Below are 19,670 nucleotides of genomic sequence, written 5' to 3'. Positions count from 1 at the left end.
CGGCAGCACGCGACGAACAACAACAAGAAATGGAGACACTGCCATGCGTACCCTGAAACCGCTGGCGCTCGCCATCTGCGCGGCGACCAGCACCCCCGGCCTCGCCGTGACCTTCCAGCTCGGCGAACTGGAGGGCCAGTTCGACAGCGCACTGTCGGTCGGCGCCAGCTGGTCGACGCAGAGCGCCAAATCCGAGTTCATCGGCGCCAACAACGGCGGCGGGGCGGCTTCCGTGCTCGGCGACGACGGGCGCCTGAACTTCGCCAAGGGCGAGACCTTCTCGAAGATCTTCAAGGGGCTGCACGACCTGGAGCTGCGCTACGGCGACAGCGGCGCCTTCTTCCGCGGCAAGTACTGGTACGACTTCGAGCTGAAGGACGAGAGCCGGCCGTGGAAGGACATCAGCGACAGCAACCGCAAGGAGGGCGCCAAGTCCGCCGGCGCGCAGCTGCTGGACGCCTTCGTCTACCACAACTACGAGCTGGCCGGGCAGCAGGGTTCCGCGCGCCTGGGCCGGCAGGTGATCAGCTGGGGCGAGAGCACCTTCATCGGCGGCGGCATCAACAGCGTCAACCCCGTCGACGTGGCTGCCTTCCGCCGGCCGGGGGCGGAGATCAAGGAGGGGCTGATCCCGGTCAGCCTGTTCTCGCTGTCACAGAGCCTGACCGAGGACCTGTCCGTCGAGGCCTTCTACCAGCTCGACTGGGAGCAGACCGTGGTCGACAACTGCGGCACCTTCTTCGGCGTGGACAACGTGGCCGACGGCTGCGACCAGAACATCGTCGGCCCGGACATCTCGGGCAACGCGCTGGCCCGCGCGGCGCTCGAACCCTTCGGCGTGCAGCTCACCCGCGAGGGCATAGTGATCCCACGGGTGAGCGACAACGACGCGCGCGACTCGGGGCAGTGGGGGGCGGCGTTGCGCTGGTTCTCGGCGCCGCTGGACGCGGAGTTCGGCGCCTACTTCATGAACTACCACAGCCGCACGCCGTACTTCAGCGTGGTGGCCGGGCCGAACATCGCCGACCTGGCGTTCACCGACACGGTGTGCGCCAACCTGGGGATTCCCGCCGCGGCCTGCGGCGGCATCGTCGCATCGCCCACCGGGCAGTCGCTGGTGAGCGCCTACCGGCTGGGCACCAGCCGCTACTACTTCGACTATCCGGAAGACATCCGCCTGTACGGCCTGAGCTTCGCCACCACGCTGGCGACCGGCACCGCGCTCTCCGGCGAATTCAGCTACCGGCCGAACGCGCCGCTGCAGCTCAACGGCGCCGACCTGGTCACCGGCCTGCTGGGCAGCCCGGCGCTGTCGCCGGTGAACGCGGCGGTGCGTCCGGGCAACGACGAGCGGGTCGCCGGCTACCGGCGCAAGGAAGTCAGCCAACTGCAGGTCACCGCCACCCACTTCTTCGACCGGGTGATGGGCGCCGAGCGCCTGACCCTGGTCGGCGAGGCCGCGCTGGTGCGCGTGGGCGGACTGGAGGGCGACGGCGGCCTGCGTTACGGCCGCGACGCGATCTACGGCACCGGCGCGCTGGCGGACAACGGCCTGTGCCGGACCAGCACCAACACCACCCGGCCCGAGGAGTGCAACGACAAGGGCTTCACCACCTCCACCTCGTGGGGCTACCGGGTGCGCGCGATCTGGGACTACTGCAACGTGTTCGCCGGGGTCAGCCTGCGCCCGAACCTGGCCTGGTCGCACGACGTGGAGGGCTACGGGCCGACCACCACGCCCTTCAACGAGGGCGCCAAGGCGCTGAGCGTCGGGCTCGACGCGGAGTACGACAAGACCTACGGCGCGAGCCTCTCCTACACCAATTTCTTCGGCGGCGACTACAACACCCAGGTCGACCGCGACTTCATCGCGCTCAGCTTCGGCGTGAACTTCTGACGGTGACGACCATGACGACCTACAAGAACCTGATCACTGGCTCCACCCTGCTGCTGTCGCTGTGGGCGACGGCCTCCCTGGGCGCCGTCGACGCGCAGCAGGCCGCCGCGCTCGGCCAGGCGCTGACGCCGGTGGGCGCCGAGAAGGCCGGCAACGCCGACGGCAGCATCCCCGCCTGGAGCGGTGGCCTGGCCAAGGACGCCGGCAGCGTCGATGGCAGCGGCTTCATGACCGACCCCTACGCCGGCGACCGGCCGCTCTTCACCATCACCGCCGACAACGCCGAGCAGTACCGGGACCGGCTCAGCGAAGGCCAGCTGGCGCTGTTCAAGCGCTACCCGCAGACCTTCCGCATGCCGGTCTACTCGAGCCACCGCAGCGCGGTGTTCCCGGACGGCTGGCTGCAGAAGACCCGCGAGAACGCCCAGGCGGTGAGCCTGTCCGGCGGCGGCAATACCCTGGAGCACTACCGCATGGGCGTGCCGTTCCCCATCGCCGGCAATGGCCTGGAGGCGATCTGGAACCACATGGCGCGCTACATGGGCTCGACGCTGCAGCGCAACATCATCACTTCGGCGCCCCAGGCCAGCGGCCAGTTCACCCCCAGCCTGCTCGACCAGTACGTGGCGATGCCCTGGGCGCTGAGCGACGCGGGCACGGCGAAGAACGCCAACGTGCTGTTCTACTACAAGTGGCGGACCGTCTCGCCCGCGCGGCTGGCCGGCGACGTGCTGTTGGTTCATGAGACCCTGGATCAGGTCAGGGAGCCGCGCCTGGCCTGGGCCTACAACGCCGGCCAGCGCCGCGTGCGGCGCGCGCCGCAGGTCTCCTACGACGGCCCGTCGACCACCAGCGACGGCCAGCACACCTCCGACAACTTCATGATGTTCAACGGCGCGCCGGACCGTTACGACTGGACCCTGGTCGGCAAGCAGGAGATGTACGTCCCCTACAACGCCTACCGCCTGGACGACCCCGGCCTGAAGTACGCGGACATCATCGGCCCCGGCCACCTCAACCCCGACCACACCCGCTACGAGCTGCACCGCGTCTGGGTGGTGGAGGCCAACCTGAAGTCGGGCAGCCGCCACATCTACGCCAAGCGCCGTCTGTACCTCGACGAGGACACCTGGCAGGCGCTGGTGGCCGACCACTACGACAACCGCGGGCAGATCTGGCGTGTGGCCGAGGGGCACCTGCAGCAGGTGTACCAGCAGCAACTGCCGCTGATCCTAGTGGAGACCTGCTACGACCTGCTGAACGGCCGCTATTTCGTGTCGGGACTGCGCAATGAGATCCGCAACGCGCCGAAGTACGGCATCGAGCTGTCGTCCAACGACTTCACCCCGGCCTCCCTGCGCCGCACGGGCGTGCGCTGAGCCATGGACGCTGCTGTCCCCGGGTGGAGACCTGGGGTCTTGGGCCGTCGCTGACGGCCCCTTTCTATCCCGAACGGAGTGCGTGCAGATGAAGAAGACAGCCATCGCCCTGGTGGTGCTGGTCGCGGCCGTGGCGATCTGGTGGGCGCTGTCGTTTTCCGCCAGCGACTACCGTCTCCAGCCGGCCCAGGCGACCTTCCGCAACGTGACCATCGCCACCCCGGATGTTCGGCGCCTGGCCGACTTCTACCAGGCGACCTTCGACGCTCAAGAGGTCGCCCGGCAAGACTGGGTGCCGGCGCAGGTGTCCGGCGAGGCCGTGGTGCTGCGCACCCCGGGCTACGGTGGCGACGGGCCGACTCTGACGCTGATCCCGGCGCGGCGGGCCGCCGATCCCGCGCCACAGGCTTCCGACGACGGCTATGCGCACCTGTGCTTCGAGACCACCGACATGCGCGGGGTCGTCGGCCGGCTGCTGGCCGCCGGCGGGACCGTCAGCAGCGTGTTCGAGGCGAGCGAGCGGGCGCCGGTGCTGTATGCCAGGGACCCGGACGGCAACGCCGTCGAAATGCACATCCCGCTGCCCGCGCCGTTCACGCCGCGGACGGTCTACCGGACGCTGGATTCCCTGGTGCGTACCTGGCTGGGATCGAGCGCGCCCGCCGACGACGGGGTGCGCTTCCTCCACGCCAATCACAACTCGCCGGACTGGACGCGCGTCGCCGGCTTCTACCGCGCCGTCTTCGCCGCCGGCACCGTTGGCGCGGAGCGCGACTACGACGGCGACTTCATCGCCGAGCTGACCGGCATCCCTGATGTGGTGGTGCGTGGCCGGCACATCGAGATGCCCGGCTACAGCCCGGGTGGCCCGACCCTGGAGGCCTTCACCTACGACCGGGCGACGGGCAGGGGGCCGCTGGCGTTCGGCGACGCCGGCGTTGTGGCCATCGGCTTCGAGGTCCACGACATCGCCGCCACCGTCGCCCTGATGAAGGAGGCGGGTGGCGGGGAGGTCGAGCGAAGCGACCGGGCGGCCATCGTCCGCGACCCCTACGGCCATCTGATCCAGCTTCGCCAGGTCCAGCCACCCGGCACGCTCTAGACGCTAGCTCTCGTGCGGCCCTTCGACGCCCCAGCCACTCTGCCGGCACAGGCCGTCGAACTCGCGGGCCAGTTGCGCCAGGGAAATGGCGCCCAGCCTGGCGACCAGCAGGGCCTCGGCCTCGTTCAGCGCGTCTTCCAGGGCGGCGTTGACCACCCGCTCGACGGCGCACTGCGGGTCGTCATGCTCGTTGCCGATGGCGAATATCCGCGGGCCGCCCACGGCCTTGTGGATGTCCAGCAGGGTGATGGATTCGAGGTCGCGAACGATGGTCCAGCCTCCGCCATGGCCCTTTTCCGAGTGCACGTAGCCGGCCTGGCGCAGCCCGGCCATGGTGCGTCGGACCACCACCGGGTTGGTGTCCAGCATCCTGGCGATCTGCTCGGAGGTGAACGGCTGATCGTGCCGCGCCATGTGCAGCAGCACGTGGAGCATGCGGGAGAGCCTGCTGTCCTTTCTCATGGCCATGCCTTGTGGTGACGGGTCGTCTTAATGCCACATTTCAAGTTGCGTGAGCAAATTTCTCCGGCCTATCATGTAATTTCATTAGTTTCATGATTGCGCGGCGACGCCGCGAGCGAGGAGGGGACATGCAGCATGATGTGATCGTCGTCGGCGGCAGCTATGCGGGGCTGTCGGCGGCATTGCCGCTGGCACGGGCGCGACGCCGGGTGCTGGTAGTGGACGGCGGGCAGCGGCGCAACCGGTTCGCTGCGCATTCTCACGGCTTCCTGACCCAGGACGGCGTCGCGCCCGGCGACATCGCCCGCCAGGCGCGGGACCAGCTCATGGCCTACGCCACCGTGGAATGGCTGTCCGACCGGGCCGTCGGCGCCGAGCGCACGGTGGAAGGTTTTCGCGTGCATTTCGAGGCAGGCGAGGCCCGCGAGGCGAGCCGGATCATCCTGGCGACCGGCGTGGTCGACCGCTTGCCCGACATTCCCGGCCTCGCCGAGCGCTGGGGCAGCCGCGTGTTCCATTGCCCGTACTGCCACGGCTACGAGCTGGAGCGGGGCCGTATCGGCATCGTCGCCACCTCCGCCATGGCCATGCACCTGGCGCTGCTGCTGCCGGACTGGGGCGAGACCACCCTGTTCCTGAACGGGGCGTTCGAACCCGACGCGGAGCAGTTGGCGAAGCTCGCCGACCGGGGCGTGGCGCTGGAGCGCGAGGCCGTGGCGCGCCTGGAAGGTGAGCTGGAGCTGGTTCTGGGCAGCGGACGCCGCGTGAGTCTTGACGGCCTGTTCGTGCCCACCCGGGTCGAAGTCGCCGACCCGCTGGCCGGCCTGCTGGGCTGCGCGTTCAGCGAGGGCGAGTTCGGCCGGATCATCCACACCGACGCGATGAAGGCGACCAGCGTTCCGGGCGTCTACGCCTGCGGTGATGCGGCGCGCATGGGGGGTTCGGTACCGCTGGCGGTGGGCGATGGCACCCTGGCGGGCGCCGCCGCCCACCAGTCGCTGATCTTCGGCCTGCCGGGCGTGTAGCCCGCGAAGCCGTTTGCGAATCCTGTTTCTGTCCGGTTCCCGGGAGGTCCCATGTCGCCTTTTTCCGATCCACAGGTTGTCGCCCGCTACGCCGAGGGCCCGGTCCGCCAGGTGCCTGGATTTCATGGCCTGCAGCGGATGGCGATGTTGCTGCTGGCCGAGCGCGTGCCCGAGGACGGCCGCGTGCTGGTGCTCGGCGCGGGCGGCGGTCTGGAGCTGCAGGCGTTCGCCCAGGCACAGCCCGGCTGGCGCTTCGCGGGGGTCGATCCCTCGGCGCAGATGCTCGCCCTGGCCCGGCAGACGCTGGGCGCGCTGGAGGCCCGCGTGGACTTCCACCAGGGCTATATCGACTCGCTGGCCGAGGGGTATTTCGATGGCGCCACCTGCCTGCTGACGTTGCATTTCCTGCCCCTGGAGGAGCGGCTGCGCACCCTCCAGCAACTCTGGCAACGACTCGCCCCCAGCGCGCCGCTGGTGGTCGCCCACCACAGCGTCCCCGAGGGCGAGGAGAGGATGCGCTGGTTGCAGCGCTACGCGGCGTTCGCCGAGGCGTCCGGGGTTGCGCGGGAACAGGCGCAGGGCGCGGCCGCCGCGATCGGCGAACGCCTGCCGCTGCTGTCGCCGGAGCAGGATGAGGCGCTGTTGCGGCAGGCGGGGTTCGAGGGCGTCGAACTGTTCTACGCGGGCTTCACGTTCCGTGGCTGGGTCGGCTACCGCCAGGCCTGACCAGCCGCCCCGGGCTTATTTCTCGGCCTGTATCTGCTGGGTGGTCCACTCGACCAGCTGTCCGGCGAGCTGGTCGCTGGCTTGGCCGAAGGCGTCCACCACCGCCGGTACCTCGACCGTCCGGCTGGGCTGGCGCACCACGAAGCTGCGGCTGGCCGCGACCCGCTGGGTGTCGGCGCGGACCAGCCGCGCATCGAAGCGGATCACCACCTCGGGCTTGCCGTCGCGGTACTCGCTCTGGAATGCCAGCAGGTTGCCGGCCAGCACGAAGTCGCTCTGCAGGTGCTGCTCCGCGCTGCTCAGTGCGGCGAAGCGGCCGTCGGCCTGGAAGGCTTCCAGCAGCCGGTCGCGCAGCAGCGCCGGCGCCGGGTCGCTCCAGCGCGCGCCCTTGTAGCTGCTGATCTCGCTGCCCTGGGGGACCACGGCGATGCGCGTGCTGTCCAGCACCAGGCTGGCCTGGGGCCGGCCGATGCCCAGCGAGCGGGCGAGGGGCTGCGCCTGGCTCGCCGCCTGCGGCTGGAGCGAGGGCAGCAGGTAGGTCTGCACGGGTTCGGCCTCGGGCAGCAGGGAGCAGCCGCCGAGCAGGGCGGTCAGGCCGAGGGGGAGCAGCAGCGGGCGGATCATGGCTGGAATTCCTTGTTCTGTTGACGATCCAGCAGCAGGGCGCCGGGGTTGTCGGAGAGCCGCTGGGTCATCTGCCGCAGCGAGGTCAGGGTGCTGCGCAGTTCGAGGATCGCCGGGCCGATCTCGCCGATGCCCTGCAGGCCGCCGCTGAGGGCGTCCTCGTTGCGCGCGAGCAGCTGTTCCAGGCTGGCGCTGGTGCGCTCCAGGGTGGCCATGGTCTGGGCGGCGCTGTCCATCACGCTGCGCCCCTGCTGGTCGAGCAGGTTGTTGGCGCCGCGCATGGTCTCGTTGGTGCGCTGCAGCAGGAGGCTGGCCTGGCGGCTGGTCTCGGCCAGCTCGGCCAGGGCCTGGCGGATCTCGCCGCGCTGGCTGGCCACGGCGCCCACGGTCTGCTCCAGGCCGGCCAGGGTGCTGCCGACGCGGTCGATGTTCTCGCTGGAGAACATGCGGTTGGCGTTGGCCAGCAGGTGGTTGATGTTAGTCACCAGGTCCTCGCCGTTGGTGAGCAGGCGCGACAGCGGCGACGGGTCGGCGACGATCACCGTCGGCTCGTGGTTGCGGGTGGCCAGGGGCGGGCTGGTCGGGGTGCCGCCGTAGAGCTGGATCACCGCGCCGCCGGTGATGCTGGTCACAGCCAGGCGGGCGTGGGTGTTTTCCTTGACCGGCGTGTCCTCGGCGACCCGGATGAGGGCCTGGACCTGGCGCGGGTCGCTGGGGTCGAGGCTCAGGCTGACCACGTCGCCGACCTTGATGCCGCTGTACTGCACGCTGCTGCCGACGGAGAGGCCGTTGACGGCCTCCTTGAACACCACCTCGTACAGCTTGAACTCGCGGTCGATGCTGGACTTGCCCATCCACAGGGCGAACAGCAGCGCGCTGCCCACCGCGAGCACGGTGAACAGGCCTATCAGCACGTGATGCGCACGGGTTTCCATCGTCAGTTCTCCCTGTTCGCGGCCTGCTGGGCCGCGCGGCCACGGGGGCCGTGAAAGTATTCGCGTATCCAGGCATCGTCCGTGGCCTCGACCACCGGCAGGCGGTCGGCGACCAGCACCTTCTTCTGCGAGAGCACGGCGACCCGGTCGCAGATGCTGTAGATCGTATCGAGGTCGTGTGTGACCAGGAACACGCTCAGGCCCAATGCGTCGCGCAGGGTGAGGATGAGCTGGTCGAAGGCGGCGGCGCCAATGGGGTCGAGCCCGGCGGTGGGCTCGTCGAGAAACAGGATTTCCGGGTCCATGGCGATGGCACGGGCCAGCGCGGCGCGCTTGACCATGCCGCCCGAGAGCGAGTCCGGGTACTTGTCCCCGGCGTTCGCCGGCAGCCCGGCCAGCGCCACCTTGACCCGCGCCAGGCGCTCGGCGTCGGGGCGCGACAGGCCGGCGTGCTCGATCAGCGGCAGGGCGATGTTCTCGATCACAGTCAGTGACGAGAACAGGGCGCCGCGCTGGAACAGCACGCCGAAGCGCCGCTCCAGCTGCGAGCGGCGCTCGGGCGGGGCGTCCAGCAGGCTCTCGCCGAACACCCGGATGCTGCCGGCGGCCGGACGCAGCAGGCCGACGATGCTGCGCAGCAGCACCGACTTGCCGGTGCCGGAGCCGCCGACCACGCCGAGCACCTCGCCGCGGCGGATGTCCAGGTCGAGGTCCTGGTGCACCACCTGGGCGCCGAACTGGTTGCGCAGGCCGCGCACTTCCACGAGGACGTCGTTCACCAGCCCATCTCCATGAAGAACATCGCCGCCACGGCGTCGAGCAGGATCACCACGAAGATCGACTGCACCACCGCCGAGGTGGTGTGGTCGCCGACCGACTTGGCGCTGCCGCCGGACTTGAAGCCTTCCAGGCAGCCGATGATGGCGATGATGAAGGCGAAGAACGGCGCCTTGGCCAGGCCGACGAAGAGGTGCTGGACCGGGACCTCCGACTGCAGGATGCCAAGGAACAGAGTCGGCGAGATGTCCAGCATCAGAGCGCTGACCACGCCGCCGCCGAGGATGCCGGAGAGGATGGCGATGAAGGTGAGGATCGGCAGGCTGATCATCATCGCCAGGATGCGCGGCAGCACCAGCAACTCCATCGGGTTGAGGCCGAGCACGCGGATGGCGTCGATTTCCTCGTTGGCCTTCATCGAGCCGATCTGCGCGGTGAAGGCGCTGGCGGTGCGGCCGGCCATGAGGATGGCGGTGAGCAGCACGCCGAACTCGCGCAGGAAGGAGAAGGCCACCAGGTGCACGGTGTAGATGGTCGCGCCGAAGTTGGCCAGCACCGTGGCGCCGAGGAAGGCGACCACCGCGCCGACCATGAAGGTCAGCAGGACGATGATGGGGATGGCGTTCAGCCCGGTCTGCTCGATGTGCGACACCAGCGAGGTGATCCGCCAGCGGCGCGGCCGGAACAGGGTGCGGACGAGGCTGTCCAGGGCCAGGCCGATGAAGCCGAGCAGGGCGCGCAGGCGGCTCCAGAAGCCGGTGACGGTGACGCCGACTTCCTCCAGCACCTCGTAGGCGGCGGAGCGGTGCGCGGCGCCGGGCGCCTGGGGACAATAGTGCAGGGCCTCACCGACGGTGCGCAGCAGCGCCAGGCGCTCGGGCGGCAGCTCGGGGTTGCCCTGGGCCAGTGCCAGCAGGCGCTCGGCGCCGAGCCAGCGGCCGAGCAGGGCGGCGCCGGCGGTGTCCAGCTGGCCGAGCTGGGCGAAGTCCAGCGCCGGCTCGGGCGCCTGGGCGGGCAGGCGCTCCAGCTCCGCTTCCAGGCGGTTGTAGTGTCTCAGTGTCCAGTCCCCGCGCACCCGCAGGCGCGGTGGCGAGTGCTCGGTGTCCTGAATGATGCTGCCGGCTTCCGACATGGGCTTCCTGCTGTGTGCTCGGGCTTTCCTGAATCTGGGCGAGCGGCGCGCCGAGTGCAAGTCTGTGGAAGCCGAAGGATGTCACGCGAAGCGGGTCAGGAGAAGCGCGGATTGGCTCCACGGCTAGCGCAGCAGCATCAGGTAGACGCCGCAGGCCAGCGCCAGCAGGCCGGCCGGGATGGCGACCAGGGAGATGGTGTCGATGCGCCGGGACTGGCGGATCACGTCGGCCAGGTCGTCACGTTCCGCCGCGGCGCGGCGTTGCAGGACGGGCACCAGGCACAGCAGGTTGCCGGCGACCGCCAGCGCGCCGGCCACCACCTTGAGGGCATACAGGCCGCCGAAGCGCGCGGGCTCGACGAGCAGCAGGCCGGTCACCAGCACCACGGCGAAGGCCGGCGTTTCGAAGAGCAGGTCGATCCTGCGGTGCAGCCTGGCGACGGCGAAACCCTGGCCGCGGCTCTGCGCGCGGCCGCGTTCGAGCAGGTATTCCACCGCCACCACGCCGAGCCAGAAGGCCACGGCGAACAGGTGCAGGTTCAGCAGCAGATCGAAGCGCATGGCGGGCGCCTCAGTCCCTGACCAGGCCGGGCGTCTTCGGCGGCGTGGCGACGGACCGGTCCGGGTGGTCGCGCTCGAGGAAGCGGCGCAGACCCTCGCGGGTGTCGTCGTGATGGATGGAGCGGTTGAAGCACTCCGCCTCGATGCGCAGTCCCTCGGCCAGCGGCTGTCCGTAGCCGCGTACCGCCGCCTCCTTGTCCGAGCGCATGGCCGGTTGCGGCAGGGTGCAGAGGAACCTGGCCAGCTCCATCGCCCGTTCGAGCGACCGGCCCCGGGGCACCACCTCGTTGGCCAGGCCGATGGCGAGGGCTTCCGCCGCCGAGATCACCTTGCCCGTGAGGATCAGCTCCATCGCCCGGCCCATGCCGACGATGCGCGGCAGGCGCTGGCTGCCGCCATCCGCCAGGCCGATGTTCCAGCGCCGGCAGGTGACGCCGAAGGAGGCGTGTTCCTCGGCGATGCGCATGTCGGCGAAGCAGGCCCACTCCAGCCCGCCGGCGTAGGCCACGCCGTTCACCGCGGCGATCACCGGCTTGTAGATGTCCGTCCAGAGGCTCGGGCCGAGGATGCCGGGCCGCTCGCCACGGTCGTGGGCGGCGATCTCGTCCGGGGTGGACGGCACCAGGTCGAGGCCCGCCTGCAGGTCGCCGCCTGCGCAGAAGGCCTTGTCGCCGGCGCCGGTGATGATGGCGACGAGGGCGCCGTCGTCGTCGCGGAAGCGCGTCCAGGCCTCGATCAGCTCGCGGTGGGTGACCGGGCCGATGCAGTTGCGCTTGTCCGGCCGGTTGAAGCGGATGACGCGGATCGGGCCGTGGGTCTCGTAGTCGATCTGGGTGAACGTCATGGCGGGTAGTCCTCTTGTTGTTATGGTTCAGCAGCCGTTCAGTGCCACGATACGCTGCGTTCGAGCGGAAAGCGCAGGCGCGGGTTGTAGACGGCCCGTTCGCCCGGCACGCCGACCGCCAGCAGCATGATCGGGATCGCGTCCGCGGGCAGTGGCAGCACCCGGCGCAGGCGCTGCTCGTCGAAGCCTTCCATCGGGCAGGTGCCGTAGCCGTGGCTGTGGAACGCCAGCATCAGGTTCTGGGCGGCCAGCGCCGTCGATTTCACCGCCCACAGCCGCATCTGCTGCAGGCTGTTGGGCGTACGCATGACCGGGCGCCGCAGCCCCACCAGGCGGACCAGCAGGCGCTTGAGCAGGCCGCGCCAGCCCAGCCGGCCCTGGTTGTACTGGAAGGGTGCGGTCTTTTTGTAGAAGCGGTCGATCACCGGCGGCACCTGGGGTTCGGGCCAGAACGCGAGCACGTCGGCGCAGGCCTGCTTCCAGCCGTCCGGTCGCGCCAGCACGGCGATGATCAGCGGCGCCCTGGCGGCGCTCTGTCCCAGGCAGACCGGGTGCAGCCGCTGGAGCAGGGCGGGGTCGCGCACCACCTGGAAGGACCAGGGCTGCAGGTTGCACGAGTTGGGTGCCAGCACCGCGAGTTCCAGGCAAGCGCGGATGACCGCGTCGGGCACCGGCTCGTCGGTGAAGCGGCGGATCGCCCGCCGGCCTTCCACCAGCGCGCGGAAGCGCTCGGCCGCCTGGGCATGGTCCGGCGCTGCCAGGCTCATCGTCCGCCCCCGCAGGCCGAAGGCTGCCGTGGCGCGTCGGCGGCGCCTTGCCCGGCGAACCAGTCCAGGGCTTCGTCCCAGAGCGCGCTGGCCGACTCGCGGAAGTAGCCCATGTGGCCGATGGACTGGCCGGCCAGGTCTCGGGTGCGCAGGGGCGCGTTGCGATAGCCCTTGATGAAGGCGTCCCGCGAGACGGGCGGCGCCCACAGGTCGTCCACCGCGTTGGCGAACACGCAGGGCGTGCGCACCTGGGCGTAGCGCCTGACGACATCGGCCATCGCGGGATCGTCGAAGAAGTAGTGGGGATGGGCGCACCAGCGCTTCCAGTCCCGGTAGACCCCGAGCGGCAGGTCGTCGCCCATGCCCAGCAGGCTCCAGGCCATGTAGCCCTTCCAGGCGACGATCAGCGGCAGCACGCAGGACCACATCAGGCGCACCTTGAATGCCTCGGCCCTGGGCATCCAGCCGGCCCAGCCGGCGCCGGTGCCGAAGCAATAGGCCGCGGCGATCTTCTGGTGGTTGGGCAGCAGGCCGAGGGCGTGGCCGCCGAAGGAGTGGCCGATCCAGTACAGCGGGGTACGGCCGTCGTCCATCCGTTCGACGGCGGCGGCCAGGTCGCGCAGGCCCCAGTCCAGGTAGGCCATCTCGAAGCCTTTCAGGGTGGCGGGAGCGGAGTCGCCGATGCCCCGGTAGTCCAGGGTCAGCACGTTGAAGCCGCGGGCGCTGGCGTGCTGGGCGAAGCGGCGGTAGAAGCGCTGCTGCACGCCGGTCGCGCCGGCCACGATCAGGTTGCCACGGGCGGCGCCTTGCGCGGAGTAGCGGGTGGCGGCCAGGCGGTAGCCGTCGTCCGCCACCAGGGACAACGGGTCGATCACCGAGAGTGAAGCGGGTCTGGTCATGCAAAGGGCTCCAGCCGGATGTTGCGAAGAGTGGCAGCGGTCATCGCCACCGTTGCCCAGGGGGGAGGGTATCAGCGGCCCTGGAACACCGGCTCGCGCTTCTGCATCATCGCCATCACCCCTTCGCGAACGTCCTCGCTCCTGATCAGCGAGAACAGCAGCTCGTTGAGCCGGGAGAGGGCGGCGGCGTCGCCTTCGTCCCGGGCCTGGAAGGCGGACTGCAGGGTGGCCCGGATGGCCAGCGGCGCGGCCTTGGCGATGCGCTCTGCGTATTCGATGGCCCGCGCCAGTTCCTCGCCGGGCTCGACCACCTCGGTCAGCAGGCGCATGGCCAGGGCGTCCTCGGCGCCGAATTCCTCGCCGGTCAGCATGTAGCGCATGGCGCTGGTCCAGCCGGCGGCCTGGGTGAAGCGCACGGTGGAGCCGCCGGAGGGTGGTATGCCGCGCAGCACCTCCAGGTGGGCGAAGCGCGTGTTGCGCGCGGCGACCGCGATGTCGGCGTTGAGCACCAGTTCGATGCCCGCGGTCCAGCAGGTGCCCTGCACGGCGATCACCACCGGCTTGGTGCGGCGCGGCCCGGAGACGCCCCAGGGGTCGATGCCGCCGTCCGGGTACTGGAAGCCGCCCGAGGCGAGCTTGGGCGTCAGCTCCATCAGGTCCAGGCCGGCGGTGAAGTGCTCGCCATGGGCGAACAGGACGGCGCAGCGCAGCTCGTCATCGCGCTCGAACTCGCCGAAGGCCAGAGCCAGGTCGGCCAGCATGGCGCTGTCGAACGCGTTGCGTTTCCCCGCGCGGTCGAGGCCGACGAGGAACAGGTGGCCGCGCCGCTCGCGGGTGACGCGGCCCGGGCCGCTGTTTGCTTCGCTCATGGTGACTCTCCTGACTGGATGAAGGGGACTGGCGATGCCAGGTTGATTCTACTTACTTACCAAATGTTTGGTTTGAGAAATCTAAACAAACATTCGGTAACCGTCAAATTGAGACGTCATCGCTTATGCCCTAGAATCACCGCCCATGATCGAGAACAGGAGCGGCCCGTGCGTCCGTTGAAGATTCCCCGCGATGAGCTGCTGCTGCGCTGCGCCAACACCTTCAAGCGCCTCGGTTACCACGGCACCACCATGGACGCCCTGTCTGCCGCCTGCGGGCTGACCAAGGCGTCCTTCTACCATCACTACCCGAACAAGGAAGCGCTCCTTCGCGACGTTCTGGAGTGGACCCACGGGCGCCTCAAGCAGTCCCTGTTCGCCATCGCCTACGACGAGAGCCTGACCGTGCAGGAGCGGCTCGCCGGCATCGGTCGCCGGGCCAGGAAGCTGTTCCAGGACGACTCGATCGGCTGCCTGATGGGCGTGGTGGCGGTGGACGCCACCTACGGCAAGGTCGAGCTGATGGAGCCGATCCGGCTGTTCCTCGACGACTGGGCGGCCGCGTTCACCGAGCTGTATCGCGCGGGCCATGGTGAGGAGCAGGCGCAGCGCCTGGCGCGGCAGCTGGTGGCCGACTTCGAGGGCGCCATCCTGCTGGCCCGCATCTACGGCGACCCCGGCTACCTCGACGCGGTGATCGAGCGCGGCATCGCGCAGCTGGCACCCTAGCTCAGCGGCCCAAGGCATCCAGGGCCGCGATCACCGCGATGGCCACCAGCGCGATGCTGGTGCCCAGCACCGTCCGCAGGCGCGCCTGACCGCGCTCGTCGCGCAGCATCGCCAGGCTGCGCTGGTAGCGCCGGCCCTGGCGCAGCCAGAGCACGCCGGCGGTGCCCAGGGCGAGCAGCGAGACCGCCGGGTGGTGGTCGCGCAGGGCCAGGCAGGCGATTACCAGCAGCGAGATCTGCGTGCGGCGCCAGGCCAGCTCCGTGCGCTCGGCCTGCAGGCCGGCGTCGAGAGGCGCGTCAGCCATGCTGCCAGCGCGGCCAGAACAGCACGACCAGGATCAGCGCGGCCACGCAGCAGCCGACCGCCAGCATCGGCACCAGCCCGGGCAGAGGAAGGGCGCGGCGATGGCGCAGGGCGCGCTCCACCGACAGCCAGCGCAGGCAGGCGCCGGCGCTGACCAGCACGCTCAGGAACAGCAGGCTCAGGGTGATGATTAGCCGCAGCATCGGTTCGAGCGCCTGGCTGGCGAACGTCTCGACCGCGATGCCGCCGCCGAGCAGGGCCAGCGCGGTGCGGATCCAGGCCAGGAAGGTGCGCTCGTTGGCCAGGGTGAAGCGCGGGTCCGGTTCTTCGCCTCCCAGCAGCGAGCGGGAGAGTGACTTGCGTGGCGGGTTGCCGGGTTCAGGATTGCTCATGCAGTACCGTGAATGTCTGGCGGGTGACGCGGGGCTGCGGTGCGCCCCGGGGCCGGTGGCCATGTGTCGTGACTGCGAAGCGGGCATGGAGTGCCTGGCTTCGCGCGCAGGGGCCGGCGGGAGTCGCCAGACTAATGCACCGAGGCGCTTCGAGCCAGTTGCTGGACATTCGCTGTCTCCGCGGTAGGGATTTCGGCAGCGCAAAAGCTGTCCCGGCGATCAGAACTCCCGGATGGCCGGTCGGTGGCGTGGAGGCCGGCTGAAGTAGAGTGACTTCCTTGAAACCCACCGAGGCGTAGCACGTGAAGTCAACCCTGTCGTCACAGCTGGAGTCGCCCCTTCGGCAGCATGAAATAGCGGCTCTGTCCTGTTTCGAAGGTGTTTCGGACGCCCTGTTCGATGAACTGATCGGCCTCGCGGCCTCCTACTTTTCCGTCCCCATCGCCCTGATCTCGGTGCTGGAGGCCAGCCGGCAGTGGTTTCTCGCGCAGTCCGGCATGGCCTGCGACCAGACGCCCCTGCTGGACTCGTTCTGCGCCACCGCGGTTGAGGCGAACGGCTTCTTCGAGGTCGGCGACGCCCTGGCCGACAGCCGCTTCCGTGACAATCCGCTGGTGGTCGGCAGCCCGGGCATCCGCTTCTACGCCGGCTGGCCGCTGGTCACCGAGGACGGGGTGATCCTGGGCATGTTCTGCATCATCGACACCGTGCCGCGGCCTCCGCTGTCGGACGCGCAGCGCGACACCCTGCGCAGGCTGGCGGCGCTGGTCATGCTGCGCATCCGCGACCTGCGCAGCAGCAACTACATCGACGCCACCATCGGCCTGTTCAACCGCATCAAGTTCGAGAAGGACGTCGAGGTCTACAAGGGCCGCGACGAGGCGGTGACGGTGATCGCCGCCGACATGGTGTCGCCGGCCTTTCTCAACGAGATCGTCAAGTCGCTGGGCTACCCGTTCTCCGCCGAGGTGATGAAGGTGCTCAAGGAGCGGCTGCAGGGCGTCATCGGTAGCCGTAGCCTGTACAAGATCAGCCCCACCCGCTTCGGCTTCCTGCTGGCCGAGGGGGAAGACACCGCCGCGATCATCGAACGCCTCGCCCGCGAGATCGAGCTGCCCATCGAGTGCGCCGGCATCCCGTTGCAGCCGCGCACCGGATTGGGCGTACTCGCCCTGCACGGCCGCGCCTGGAACGACGACTGGCTGCGCTGCCTGGTCAGTACCGCGGACCATGCGCGGCGCAACGGCAAGGGCTGGTTCCATTTCGAACCCGCGCTCGACCACGCCCAGGTGCGCGCCTTCACGCTGCTGACCTCGCTGTCCAAGGCGGTCAGGGCGGAGGAGGAGTTCTACCTGGAGTACCAGCCCAGGGTTGAGGTGGCCACGGGCAGGATGTGCGCGGTCGAGGCCCTGCTGCGCTGGCGGCATCCCGAGCTGGGCTTCGTCGGCCCCGGCGAATTCATTCCTCTGGCCGAGAAGACGCCGCTGATCCGCCAGATCAGTTCGTGGGTGGCCCGCCTTGCGCTGGACCAGCTGGCCGCGTGGTCGGCAGCCGGCCACGACTGGTGCGTGTCGCTGAACGTCTCGGCGGCGGACATGGCGGATTCCGAGTTCGTCGACGAGCTGATCCTGCTGCTGCAGGAGAAGGGCATCCGGCCGCAACAGCTCGAACTCGAGTTCACCGAGAGCGCCCTGATGACCAATCCCGAGCTGACCAAGCGCAACCTGCACAGGATCAGGGAGTTCGGCATCGAGCTGGCCATCGATGACTTCGGCACCGGCTACAGCAACTGGACCTACCTGCGCGACCTGCCGGCGACCACGGTCAAGCTGGACCAGTCCTTCATGCGCGACGTGCAGACCAACCCCAGGGACCGGGCGGTGGTGGAGTCGATCATCGACCTGGCGCAGAGCGTGGGCTACACGGTGGTCGCGGAAGGCGTCGAGTCGGCGCCGCTGTACGCCTTGCTGGCGGAGCTGGGCTGCGACCAGATCCAGGGCTATTTCGTCGCGCGCCCGATGCCTGGCCAACTGATCCCGCAGTGGGTGGCGTCCAGGCCCGCATAGCCCGGATGGGCCCCGTGGCGGTGGCCCGTCACTCCAGCGCTGCGAGTATGCGCAAGGCGATCCGCACCCGCTCCGCGTTCGGGTAGTTGCGGTTCGCCAGGATCACCAGGCCGGTGTCGCGTGCCGGCAATACCACCACGTAGGCGCCGAAACCGTTGGTCGAGCCGGTCTTGTTCAGCAGCACGTCGCCCTCGGCCGGCCTCGGTGTGGCGAAGCGCTCGACCGCATGCGGCTGCAGCGCCATCTCCGACGAGTTGCCGGCCTGCAGCCGCTGCAGGTCGATGGGATAGTCGTAGCCTTCCCAGCCGAGGCCCTGGGTCATGTCGCCGACCCGGTAGTGGCCCTGGTGGGTGGTCGCGATGGCCTGGCGCAGCGAGGCCGGCAGGTGCGCTGGATCGAGGTTGGCCTCGACGAAGCGCAGCATGTCGGCGGCGCTGGACTTCACGCCGTAGGCCTCGGCATCCAGTGGGCCGGGCTGTACGCGGACCGGCTCGTTCTCCCGGTAGCCCCAGGCGTAGCGCGCCATCTGCTGTGCCGGCACCCGCACATGGCTTTCCGTCATGCCCAGCTGCGGGAACAGGCGGTGCTCCAGCAGCCGGTCGAAGGGTTCGCCCAGGCTGGCGGCGGCCAGGTGGCCGAACAGGCCGATGCTGGGGTTGGAGTACAGGCGCTGGCTGCCGGGCGGATAGCCCGGCTGCCAGGCGCGGTACCAGTCGAGCATCTGCCGTTCGCTCTGCACCGCCTGCGGAAACTGCAGCGGAAGGCCGCCGGGTGTATAGGTGGCCAGGTCGAGCAGACTGATGGCGTCGAAGGCGCTGCTGCGCAGGGCCGGCAGGTGTTCGCTGGCCTTGTCCGCCAGGCTCAGCCGGCCTTCGGCCTGGGCGTAGGCGCCCAGGGTGGCGGTGAACAGCTTGCTCACCGAGCCCAGCTCGAACAGCGTGTGCTCGTCCACCGCCTGGCCGCTCTCGCGGGAGGCGACGCCATAGTTGAAGTACAGGCGCTCGCCCCGGTGGTGGAGGGCCACCGCCAGGCCGGGAATATCGTACTGGCGCATGGTGGGCTGTACGGCGGCATCGACGGCGCCGCGCAGATCGGCCTGCGCCATGGCGGCCGGGCTGGCGCCCAGCAGCAGGGCCAGGGCGGCTGTGGTGAATCGCATGGGTGGTCCTTCGGTAGTCGGCGGCTCAATCGTCGCGGGTCAGCACTTCCAGCAGCTCGATCTCGAAGATCAAGTTGGCGTGCGGCGGAATCGCACCGACCTGGCGCTCGCCATAGCCTAGGTGGGCCGGCACCCAGAGCTTGCGCTTGCCGCCGACCTGCATGCCCATCAGACCCTGGTCCCAGCCCTGGATCACCCGGCGCGTGCCGATCACGCACTGGAAGGGCTTGCCGCGGGAATGGGAGGAGTCGAACTCGGTGCCGTCCTCCAGCCAGCCGCGGTAGTGGGTGGTGATCAGCGCACCCTTGACGGCGGCCTTGCCGGTGCCGGGTTGCAGGTCTTCGATCTTCAGTTCGTCGCTCATGCTGTGCTCGCGAAGGTTTGGTTGGCGGCGTTTTGGCAGGGATCGGGCCGCTTGGCAAGTGTGGCGCGAGCGAGATGGGCAGGTGGCGGAGGGTTCGGCTAGCTGGCCAGCGCGGCTTCCGGGAGCACCTGGTAGTGGTGCTGCACCAGCCCGCAGGCGAAGCGCCGCTCGCCGATCAGGCGCAGCGGGCGTTCGAGGCCGGTGGAGAACAGCGGGATGCCGGCGCCGAGCAGGTAGGGCACGACGTTCACGATCAGTTCGTCGAGCAGGCCGGCGGCCAGGCAGTTGGCGGCCAGGCTGCCGCCGCCGACCAGCCAGACCCGCTGGCAGCCTCGTCCGGCCAGTTCCTCCAGTGCTTCGGCTGGAGTGCAGTGGCGCCCCTGCACCCCGGCGGAAGACCTGCCGATGGGGTTGCGGGCGAGCACCAGGCAGGCCTTGCCGGGATAGGGCCAGTCGCCTTCGAGGCTGTTGATCGCATCGTAGGTGGCACGGCCCATCAGCAGGCCGTCGACGCTTTTATGGAAATCGGCATAGCCCGGGTCGTCGCCGATCCCGCGCAGCCAGTCGACGCTACCGTCGGGGCGCGCGATGTAGCCGTCCAGGCTGGCTGCCACGTGGTAGATCAGGGTGGGTTTCATCGGCGTTTCTCGCGGGCTGG

The 19,670-nt window shown here is 69.5% G+C and carries 22 protein-coding genes; 7 read left to right on the top strand and 15 right to left on the bottom strand.

What is annotated here, in order from left to right; genetic code table 11:
* Positions 1–43 precede the first annotated feature (43 nt).
* From N5D30_RS07355 to N5D30_RS07345, 3 genes are all read left to right on the top strand, one after another.
* Entirely contained in the window at positions 44–1,897 is a 1,854-nt protein-coding gene (locus N5D30_RS07355) for a DUF1302 domain-containing protein (RefSeq protein WP_279908404.1), read from the top strand.
* Between the two features lie 11 nt (positions 1,898–1,908).
* On the top strand, positions 1,909–3,276 hold the full coding sequence (locus N5D30_RS07350) for a DUF1329 domain-containing protein (protein WP_279908403.1): 1,368 nt from the start codon (positions 1,909–1,911) through the stop codon (positions 3,274–3,276).
* 88 nt (positions 3,277–3,364) lie between these two features.
* Positions 3,365–4,378 (top strand): VOC family protein, encoded by a 1,014-nt coding sequence (locus N5D30_RS07345; protein WP_279908402.1) that lies wholly within the window; start codon positions 3,365–3,367, stop codon positions 4,376–4,378.
* Positions 4,379–4,381: 3 nt separating this feature from the next.
* Here the strand turns inward: N5D30_RS07345 and N5D30_RS07340 are convergent, their stop codons facing one another.
* Positions 4,382–4,840, bottom strand: a complete 459-nt coding sequence (locus N5D30_RS07340) for an Rrf2 family transcriptional regulator (RefSeq protein ID WP_279908401.1) — start codon at positions 4,838–4,840, stop codon at positions 4,382–4,384.
* A gap of 128 nt (positions 4,841–4,968) precedes the next feature.
* On the opposite strand from N5D30_RS07340, the gene N5D30_RS07335 reads away from it, so the two are divergent.
* Both N5D30_RS07335 and N5D30_RS07330 read left to right on the top strand, forming a co-directional pair.
* Positions 4,969–5,865 (top strand): NAD(P)/FAD-dependent oxidoreductase, encoded by an 897-nt coding sequence (locus N5D30_RS07335; RefSeq protein ID WP_279908400.1) that lies wholly within the window; start codon positions 4,969–4,971, stop codon positions 5,863–5,865.
* 51 nt (positions 5,866–5,916) lie between these two features.
* Entirely contained in the window at positions 5,917–6,591 is a 675-nt protein-coding gene (locus N5D30_RS07330) for a class I SAM-dependent methyltransferase (RefSeq protein ID WP_279908399.1), read from the top strand.
* A gap of 15 nt (positions 6,592–6,606) precedes the next feature.
* Here N5D30_RS07330 and N5D30_RS07325 read toward each other — a convergent pair whose 3' ends face one another.
* The 9 genes from N5D30_RS07325 to N5D30_RS07285 all read right to left on the bottom strand — a co-directional run bounded on the left by N5D30_RS07325 (position 6,607) and on the right by N5D30_RS07285 (position 13,999).
* The gene (locus N5D30_RS07325; RefSeq protein ID WP_279908398.1) at positions 6,607–7,215 is read right to left on the bottom strand and encodes an ABC-type transport auxiliary lipoprotein family protein; all 609 of its coding nucleotides are present in this window, start codon (positions 7,213–7,215) and stop codon (positions 6,607–6,609) included.
* Complete coding sequence (locus N5D30_RS07320) at positions 7,212–8,150, bottom strand: MlaD family protein (protein ID WP_279902149.1); 939 nt, start codon at positions 8,148–8,150, stop codon at positions 7,212–7,214. Before N5D30_RS07320 ends, N5D30_RS07325 begins: the two co-directional genes overlap by 4 nt.
* 2 nt (positions 8,151–8,152) lie before the next feature.
* Positions 8,153–8,932, bottom strand: a complete 780-nt coding sequence (locus N5D30_RS07315; RefSeq protein ID WP_220813664.1) for an ABC transporter ATP-binding protein — start codon at positions 8,930–8,932, stop codon at positions 8,153–8,155.
* Positions 8,926–10,059 (bottom strand): MlaE family lipid ABC transporter permease subunit, encoded by a 1,134-nt coding sequence (locus tag N5D30_RS07310; RefSeq protein WP_279908397.1) that lies wholly within the window; start codon positions 10,057–10,059, stop codon positions 8,926–8,928. Before N5D30_RS07310 ends, N5D30_RS07315 begins: the two co-directional genes overlap by 7 nt.
* Positions 10,060–10,182: 123 nt before the next feature.
* On the bottom strand, positions 10,183–10,620 hold the full coding sequence (locus N5D30_RS07305) for a hypothetical protein (protein ID WP_220813267.1): 438 nt from the start codon (positions 10,618–10,620) through the stop codon (positions 10,183–10,185).
* 10 nt (positions 10,621–10,630) lie between these two features.
* Positions 10,631–11,464, bottom strand: coding sequence for an enoyl-CoA hydratase-related protein (locus tag N5D30_RS07300; protein ID WP_279908393.1), 834 nt, complete (start codon positions 11,462–11,464; stop codon positions 10,631–10,633).
* 38 nt (positions 11,465–11,502) lie between these two features.
* Complete coding sequence (locus N5D30_RS07295) at positions 11,503–12,231, bottom strand: nitroreductase family protein (RefSeq protein WP_279908391.1); 729 nt, start codon at positions 12,229–12,231, stop codon at positions 11,503–11,505.
* A complete protein-coding gene (locus tag N5D30_RS07290; protein WP_279908389.1) occupies positions 12,228–13,130 on the bottom strand; it encodes an alpha/beta fold hydrolase in 903 nt (300 codons plus the stop codon). Before N5D30_RS07290 ends, N5D30_RS07295 begins: the two co-directional genes overlap by 4 nt.
* A 71-nt stretch (positions 13,131–13,201) precedes the next feature.
* A complete protein-coding gene (locus tag N5D30_RS07285; protein WP_279908387.1) occupies positions 13,202–13,999 on the bottom strand; it encodes a crotonase/enoyl-CoA hydratase family protein in 798 nt (265 codons plus the stop codon).
* Between the two features lie 168 nt (positions 14,000–14,167).
* Between N5D30_RS07285 and N5D30_RS07280 the strand changes: the two genes are divergently transcribed.
* On the top strand, positions 14,168–14,728 hold the full coding sequence (locus N5D30_RS07280; RefSeq protein WP_279908385.1) for a TetR/AcrR family transcriptional regulator: 561 nt from the start codon (positions 14,168–14,170) through the stop codon (positions 14,726–14,728).
* 1 nt (position 14,729) lies between these two features.
* On the opposite strand, the gene N5D30_RS07275 is transcribed toward N5D30_RS07280, so the two are convergent.
* Positions 14,730–15,032, bottom strand: coding sequence for a DUF202 domain-containing protein (locus N5D30_RS07275; RefSeq protein WP_279908384.1), 303 nt, complete (start codon positions 15,030–15,032; stop codon positions 14,730–14,732).
* Complete coding sequence (locus tag N5D30_RS07270; protein WP_279908383.1) at positions 15,025–15,423, bottom strand: DUF202 domain-containing protein; 399 nt, start codon at positions 15,421–15,423, stop codon at positions 15,025–15,027. Before N5D30_RS07270 ends, N5D30_RS07275 begins: the two co-directional genes overlap by 8 nt.
* A gap of 302 nt (positions 15,424–15,725) precedes the next feature.
* Here N5D30_RS07270 and N5D30_RS07265 point away from each other — a divergent pair, with 302 nt between their 5' ends.
* Positions 15,726–17,489 carry an EAL domain-containing protein gene (locus N5D30_RS07265; protein ID WP_279908381.1) on the top strand — a complete coding sequence of 588 codons (1,764 nt, stop codon included), beginning with the start codon at positions 15,726–15,728 and terminating at the stop codon, positions 17,487–17,489.
* Positions 17,490–17,517: 28 nt separating this feature from the next.
* On the opposite strand, the gene ampC is transcribed toward N5D30_RS07265, so the two are convergent.
* The 3 genes from ampC to N5D30_RS07250 all read right to left on the bottom strand — a co-directional run bounded on the left by ampC (position 17,518) and on the right by N5D30_RS07250 (position 19,650).
* Positions 17,518–18,594 (bottom strand): class C beta-lactamase, encoded by a 1,077-nt coding sequence (gene ampC / locus N5D30_RS07260; protein WP_347881186.1) that lies wholly within the window; start codon positions 18,592–18,594, stop codon positions 17,518–17,520.
* Positions 18,595–18,673: 79 nt separating this feature from the next.
* Positions 18,674–19,012, bottom strand: a complete 339-nt coding sequence (locus N5D30_RS07255; RefSeq protein ID WP_279908379.1) for an FKBP-type peptidyl-prolyl cis-trans isomerase — start codon at positions 19,010–19,012, stop codon at positions 18,674–18,676.
* A 98-nt stretch (positions 19,013–19,110) separates the two neighbouring features.
* The gene (locus N5D30_RS07250) at positions 19,111–19,650 is read right to left on the bottom strand and encodes a dihydrofolate reductase family protein (protein ID WP_279908377.1); all 540 of its coding nucleotides are present in this window, start codon (positions 19,648–19,650) and stop codon (positions 19,111–19,113) included.
* Between the last annotated feature and the right edge of the window lie 20 nt (positions 19,651–19,670).

It is taken from the genome of Pseudomonas sp. GD03875 (genome assembly GCF_029840585.1).
Taxonomy (GTDB): domain Bacteria; phylum Pseudomonadota; class Gammaproteobacteria; order Pseudomonadales; family Pseudomonadaceae; genus Aquipseudomonas; species Aquipseudomonas paralcaligenes.
The sequence above is the reverse complement of the archived record's forward strand: the minus strand, read 5'-3'. Positions and strand labels throughout refer to the sequence as shown.

Coding starts and splice junctions, on each gene's coding strand:
- N5D30_RS07355 (WP_279908404.1), top strand. CDS start 44: ATGCGTACCCTGAAACCGCTGGCGCTCGCCATCTGCGCGGCGACCAGC.
- N5D30_RS07350 (WP_279908403.1), top strand. CDS start 1,909: ATGACGACCTACAAGAACCTGATCACTGGCTCCACCCTGCTGCTGTCG.
- N5D30_RS07345 (WP_279908402.1), top strand. CDS start 3,365: ATGAAGAAGACAGCCATCGCCCTGGTGGTGCTGGTCGCGGCCGTGGCG.
- N5D30_RS07340 (WP_279908401.1), bottom strand. CDS start 4,840: ATGAGAAAGGACAGCAGGCTCTCCCGCATGCTCCACGTGCTGCTGCAC.
- N5D30_RS07335 (WP_279908400.1), top strand. CDS start 4,969: ATGCAGCATGATGTGATCGTCGTCGGCGGCAGCTATGCGGGGCTGTCG.
- N5D30_RS07330 (WP_279908399.1), top strand. CDS start 5,917: ATGTCGCCTTTTTCCGATCCACAGGTTGTCGCCCGCTACGCCGAGGGC.
- N5D30_RS07325 (WP_279908398.1), bottom strand. CDS start 7,215: ATGATCCGCCCGCTGCTGCTCCCCCTCGGCCTGACCGCCCTGCTCGGC.
- N5D30_RS07320 (WP_279902149.1), bottom strand. CDS start 8,150: ATGGAAACCCGTGCGCATCACGTGCTGATAGGCCTGTTCACCGTGCTC.
- N5D30_RS07310 (WP_279908397.1), bottom strand. CDS start 10,059: ATGTCGGAAGCCGGCAGCATCATTCAGGACACCGAGCACTCGCCACCG.
- N5D30_RS07305 (WP_220813267.1), bottom strand. CDS start 10,620: ATGCGCTTCGATCTGCTGCTGAACCTGCACCTGTTCGCCGTGGCCTTC.
- N5D30_RS07300 (WP_279908393.1), bottom strand. CDS start 11,464: ATGACGTTCACCCAGATCGACTACGAGACCCACGGCCCGATCCGCGTC.
- N5D30_RS07295 (WP_279908391.1), bottom strand. CDS start 12,231: ATGAGCCTGGCAGCGCCGGACCATGCCCAGGCGGCCGAGCGCTTCCGC.
- N5D30_RS07290 (WP_279908389.1), bottom strand. CDS start 13,130: ATGACCAGACCCGCTTCACTCTCGGTGATCGACCCGTTGTCCCTGGTG.
- N5D30_RS07285 (WP_279908387.1), bottom strand. CDS start 13,999: ATGAGCGAAGCAAACAGCGGCCCGGGCCGCGTCACCCGCGAGCGGCGC.
- N5D30_RS07275 (WP_279908384.1), bottom strand. CDS start 15,032: ATGGCTGACGCGCCTCTCGACGCCGGCCTGCAGGCCGAGCGCACGGAG.
- N5D30_RS07270 (WP_279908383.1), bottom strand. CDS start 15,423: ATGAGCAATCCTGAACCCGGCAACCCGCCACGCAAGTCACTCTCCCGC.
- ampC (WP_347881186.1), bottom strand. CDS start 18,594: ATGGCGCAGGCCGATCTGCGCGGCGCCGTCGATGCCGCCGTACAGCCC.
- N5D30_RS07255 (WP_279908379.1), bottom strand. CDS start 19,012: ATGAGCGACGAACTGAAGATCGAAGACCTGCAACCCGGCACCGGCAAG.
- N5D30_RS07250 (WP_279908377.1), bottom strand. CDS start 19,650: ATGAAACCCACCCTGATCTACCACGTGGCAGCCAGCCTGGACGGCTAC.